We start from the raw sequence: 4,761 nt of genomic DNA on the forward strand, positions 1-4,761 counted from the left end.
CACCTTCCGTGATGGACGTTCCGTAGGCGAGATAGCGCAGGGAGGGCAGTTCGTCCGCCCGTGGCGGTCGAACGTTCCCTTCGACGCCGTGGTAGAAGACGTGGCCGCCACGGTGTTCGCCCGGGAGGCGTAAGCGGCACACCCGGGGGTGAAAATCGAGTTCCTCGACCCTGTCGGATTCGATTCGACCAAGTTTCTCGGGGAACGTCACCTCGATGGTCCGTGGTTCGGCCCCGACGACGAACTCCTCGGGTCCTTGGAACGGTCCCCAGAACGGCCGAACGACGCTTTCGCGCACGCGCGTCGAAAGGGTCACACGCACCGGTCCGTCGGGAACGAACCGTATCTCCGCCCCCGCCGGATGACACATCCGGTTTTGCGCCCCCTCGTTCAAACCGAGGCGGACGTCTTCGGGGACGCGTTGAAGGAGTACTCCGTCGTGGCCGTCGATCGATCGGGTCGCTGCGACGTTGTGGAATTGAAGCGAATCGCGTTGCACGGGGACTCCTTCGCAAGCACCCATCAAATACGTTCCTCACGTTTTCACCATACGGACCGGAAAAAACGTCGCTTGTGGGTGGGATACGATGAAGAGCCGTTCCCTACGACCGAACGATTTCGAACACGGACACTGGCGGGAAGCGACCGACTCGCTAGTTCGGCACGATGGGGCGGCCGACCTCGGCGGATTCGTAGGCCGCCCGAACGATGGCAACCGCCTTGCGTGCCTCGTAGCCGTCGAGTTCGTACGGTTCGTCGGACTCCACGGCGTCGAGAAACGCCTCGACGTTCCGACCGTACTCCGAACGGTCGGCGGCGGACGGAGAGGAGGCTGGCGTCCCGGTTGTGTTCCCTTGCTCATCGCGGAACTGCCACTCGCCGTGCTCGTCGGCGACGATTTCCGCCGACCCGTCGCGCCCACCGATACGAATTCGTTTTTCGAGGCCGGGATACATCGACGTCGTTGCGAGGACGTGCCCGAGCGTGCCATCCCGGTATCGCAGCGAGAGAACGGCGGTGTCCTCGACCTCGATTTCTGGACCGTCGTGGCCCAAAGTATCGGTGTACGCGAACACTTCGGCGACCGGGTTCTCCTCGGGAACGACATCGAGCGCCGCTCCGGCGAGCCACTGTGCCATATCGACGCCGTGGATGGACTGGTTGATCAGCGCACCGCCGCCGTCGAGGGCTTGCGTTCCCTGCCAGGCGTCCCGATAATACTCGTCCGGTCGCCACCAGGGTACCGACACGCTTACCGCGGCGAGGTCGCCGAAACGACCCGAGACGGCGGCCTCGTGAACCGTCCGGGCCGCCGGGTGGTACCGATTCTGGAAGATACCGCCGAGACGAACACCGGCGTGCTCGCAGGCCGTAATCATCTCGTCTATCCGTTCGGTCGTTATTTCGAGCGGTTTCTCACAGAGGACGTGCACGCCCCACTCCGCTGCGGCCGTCACCGGTTCGAGGTGGTTCCCGCTCGGCGTGCAAACGAGAGCGACGTCGAGGTCCGCCTCCGCGAACATCGCTTCGTAGTCGTCGTACCACGCACACTCGTACTTCGTGGCGAACGCCTCCCCTTTGCTGCGGGTACGACACGACCCGGCGACCAGTTCGGCGGTAGCTATCTCCTCGATTCCCCGCGCATGCGTGTCGGCGAAGGATTATTCTCGTTGTCACACGGATGTCTACCGTTCTCTAAAGGCAAACGAGCCGTGGAACGCCGTTGCTGTTACATAGATAGTTGTGTAATGGCAAATCGACGGTTACGATACTTCGAATCGATTCTCTCCGATGAGAGCGTCATTCTTTCGTGTAAGATCCGCTAAGCGTGAGCCTACGTCGGTAATCGTGTCGTTCGAGTTCTCCAGTCGTCGGTGAGATCCTGAGAGTTTACTCGGGCCGCAGACGTATCTCATCGAGAAATCGTTCCCTTCTCGCGAACGGATGTTCGTTCAGCAATCGTGGCGAGGCGGTGAAGACGGTCGTAGTCGTGGCCGCAGTCGGCCGTCGTCGCATTCTAACTGGTAATCGATTGAACGAAGACCCTTCGACTCCCGTAGCGATTAAGACGATAGCCTCGGAAAGTGCTACCATGAAGCGATATCAGACGGACGTTCGAAATCGCACGCTCCACATCGAAACCGGCGACGATTGGATGGAAGTCGGGTCGATGGACGACATCTGCGAACTCGTCGGTGGAGAGACGTACAGCATCGAGTACGGCGAACGCCAGCGAGTGGCGGATTGGTCCGGTGCCGACGAGGATGGGACGTTCACGTTCGACGTCCCGGAAACACTGTCCGAGTTGAGTTACGATAAGGAGTTCGTCGCGAGCGTCAGTTCCGTCCCGCTCGATGAGACGAACGACGACGGCTATCCGCTTCGAACGTCCGTATTTGCCGACATGATGATGCGAATCTGGGACACGAAGGGGAACCTCGAAGCGGAATAACGATCTTGGATCGCCCAATTCGACGGGAGTAGCCCGAACTCGATGGTGAGTCATCTGCTGAAAGACGCGTCGGGTAAGGAGCATCGAACCTCTTAGGGCAACTCGAATCACATGTGTAGCATAGATAAATTGGATTATTTCTAGAAAAATTTTATTGATTTATAGTTTGAATACATATCCGGTGTTACAACAATGACGCCAGACAGGCGCACGTTCCTCCGTGCGCTCGGAGCGGGTAGTATCGGTACGGCAACGATTGCAACGAACGCTGTCTCAGCAACGACAACCGACGTGACGACGAGAGCTAGCGACGGGCCGGCGTTCGACGTCGACAACGGGATTCACCTCGACCGACTGGTTCGATGACGACGCACAGGTCATCACGGTCACGGAGGCGACCCGAAGCGCCGTCGAGAGCGGGACGACGAACGGGCGAGGCGGCCCAAAATAAGGAAGTCGACGGATGGTTCCAGTCGTAATTCGACGGAACAGTACGAGTTGTCGAGGTCAGTAGTGCCCATTACAGAGCCGTCGCCTCGGGTTCCAGCCATGGAAGATGTTTTCGGCCGTGTATCGCCGTGCTTGCGCTCGGGTCAACTGGTGTGACCAATCGGCTCGCCGTTCCGGCGTGAAACCGGGCCCCGAATTGTCGTATTCCGCGTAGAACGCACTCTCGGGATTCCGCTCGTCGTTCCAGTGCTTCCAGCCGACGGGTCTGATGTGATCGCCGAGGAAGGTGTGCATGAACACGACTTGCGCGTACGGACGCCACGGTCGACCCAGGTAGTAGGAATTTTCGGGTGCGTCGCTCGTAATATCGCATTCCCTGAACACGTAGCCGAAATCTTTCTCCGCTTCGGTCGAGGCAGCGGTCACGTAGCCGCCGTCGGATTTACAACGAATGTGGCAATTCTCGAACAAACACGTCGCCCAACCGAATATGAAGTCCACATCGCCCTCGATGTAACACTCCTTATAGTACTGCCGACTGTCGTGGCCGTGGGTGTAGAGCGTGTCCTGATTTCCGAGGAAGAGGCAGTTCTCGAAAACCGCTCGATCCCCGTTGATACGGATAGCAACCGCCTGCGCGACCGGTTCCGAGCCGTTCGCGAACGTGATATTTCTCGCCGTAAAATCGTCCCCGTTGACGAAGAAACTCGATGAACCCGACGTTCCGATCGGCTCCCCGGACTCGTCTTTCGTATCCGCATTGTCGTCGTACGTGAGTACCGTGTCTTGAGCGCTCTCACCGACGAAAGTGACGTTCGTCTTGTCGGGAGGCAGTCTCAACTTCTCCTTGTATCGTCCGTTTTTGATGTAGACGCGCGTCTCCGATCGAACTCCCGTCGGAATCGCGTCGATGGCGTCCTGGACTTTCTCATACTCTCCGCTTCCATCCTTCGCGACGACGATATCGGCCTCGTTCCGTTTTCTGTCGGGTGTCGTGGTCATCGTATCACTGTTTGTTTCGGAATCGGTTACGTCGGTCGAGTTCAGGATTCCACTGACGTCGGAAGAACCCATGATCGATCCCGTGATTCCCGTTCCTGCCATTGTCACTAGCTGACGGCGAGTGATAACATCCCTCATCGCCAGGTTATAAAATCTCCTGGTCAGTGGTAAATATAACTTTTTTGTAAGATATTACAGTGCTGATCGGTAGTGCTAATCGGATTTCGGGAACGTCACACAATCACGATCACAAGCAGAAGCATGTTTATCAGGAATAAAGAAATGTCTCGGTCAATATATTTGAAGGATACAGTAATAAGTTTTGGGCTGGCATCACTCCGCCGCTCGGCAGACAGGGAAATGAATCGCCTCTGTGGAACGTATCCACTCACCGATCAAAGACAACCCACCGATCAAAGACAACCGTCAACGAGTGGCCAGACGCCATCCGGATGATACTGGTGACCACCATCACCGATATATAACGTACATCGCCTCGGCGCATCGGCTGCCGTGTATATCGGTTTCAAGCGTTCGAAGGCGCTTTTCGTACCTTCGATCGGAAAGATATCGTCTTCGACGCCGTTGACGGCAACGAACGGGCGTGGTGCAATGAGCCCGGCGATGTCGTACTGTTCACCCAACTTCGTAATACCCGGAACGTAATTACACTCGCAGTGATCGACCGCGGCTATCGACTCTTCGAACGTACAGAAATACGATGATACCGCGGCCGCGTCGATTCGCTCGTCGATAGCTGCAGTGAACAGTGCAACGGCTCCACCGCTAGAGTGTCCAGTGACGAGGATACGCTCATCGTCGAAATCCGGCCGATCTTCGATGAAATCGAGCAGACG

At 57.6% G+C, this 4,761-nt stretch carries 5 protein-coding genes and 2 pseudogenes; 2 read left to right on the forward strand and 5 right to left on the reverse strand.

Translation table 11 applies throughout. The annotated features are described in order from the left end of the window. The 3 genes and pseudogenes from WBV42_RS12315 to WBV42_RS12325 form a co-directional block, all read right to left on the reverse strand. Window positions 1-499, reverse strand: a pseudogene (locus tag WBV42_RS12315) (hypothetical protein); the annotation flags it as partial. 154 nt (window positions 500-653) lie between these two features. Next, the gene (locus WBV42_RS12320) at window positions 654-1,379 is read right to left on the reverse strand and encodes a Gfo/Idh/MocA family protein (protein WP_423986300.1); all 726 of its coding nucleotides are present in this window, start codon (window positions 1,377-1,379) and stop codon (window positions 654-656) included. Then, window positions 1,356-1,643: pseudogene (locus WBV42_RS12325) on the reverse strand (Gfo/Idh/MocA family protein); the annotation flags it as partial. The gene WBV42_RS12320 and the pseudogene WBV42_RS12325, both read right to left, overlap by 24 nt. 449 nt (window positions 1,644-2,092) lie before the next feature. On the opposite strand from WBV42_RS12325, the gene WBV42_RS12330 reads away from it, so the two are divergent. Next, window positions 2,093-2,452, forward strand: a complete 360-nt coding sequence (locus WBV42_RS12330) for a hypothetical protein (protein ID WP_423986296.1) — start codon at window positions 2,093-2,095, stop codon at window positions 2,450-2,452. Window positions 2,453-2,644: 192 nt separating this feature from the next. Further along, window positions 2,645-2,818 carry a hypothetical protein gene (locus tag WBV42_RS12335; RefSeq protein WP_423986297.1) on the forward strand — a complete coding sequence of 58 codons (174 nt, stop codon included), beginning with the start codon at window positions 2,645-2,647 and terminating at the stop codon, window positions 2,816-2,818. A gap of 141 nt (window positions 2,819-2,959) precedes the next feature. Here WBV42_RS12335 and WBV42_RS12340 read toward each other — a convergent pair whose 3' ends face one another. Together WBV42_RS12340 and WBV42_RS12345 are read right to left on the reverse strand one after the other, a co-directional pair. Further along, entirely contained in the window at window positions 2,960-4,006 is a 1,047-nt protein-coding gene (locus WBV42_RS12340) for a pectinesterase family protein (protein ID WP_423986298.1), read from the reverse strand. Between the two features lie 311 nt (window positions 4,007-4,317). After that, window positions 4,318-4,761: alpha/beta hydrolase family protein (locus WBV42_RS12345; protein ID WP_423986299.1), on the reverse strand; the 444-nt coding region annotated here is incomplete at its 5' end.

The sequence above is a fragment of the Haladaptatus sp. genome, from assembly GCF_049589095.1.
Taxonomy (GTDB): domain Archaea; phylum Halobacteriota; class Halobacteria; order Halobacteriales; family Haladaptataceae; genus Haladaptatus.

Coding starts and splice junctions, on each gene's coding strand:
- WBV42_RS12330 (WP_423986296.1), top strand. CDS start 2,093: ATGAAGCGATATCAGACGGACGTTCGAAATCGCACGCTCCACATCGAA.
- WBV42_RS12335 (WP_423986297.1), top strand. CDS start 2,645: ATGACGCCAGACAGGCGCACGTTCCTCCGTGCGCTCGGAGCGGGTAGT.
- WBV42_RS12320 (WP_423986300.1), bottom strand. CDS start 1,379: ATGATTACGGCCTGCGAGCACGCCGGTGTTCGTCTCGGCGGTATCTTC.
- WBV42_RS12340 (WP_423986298.1), bottom strand. CDS start 4,006: ATGGCAGGAACGGGAATCACGGGATCGATCATGGGTTCTTCCGACGTC.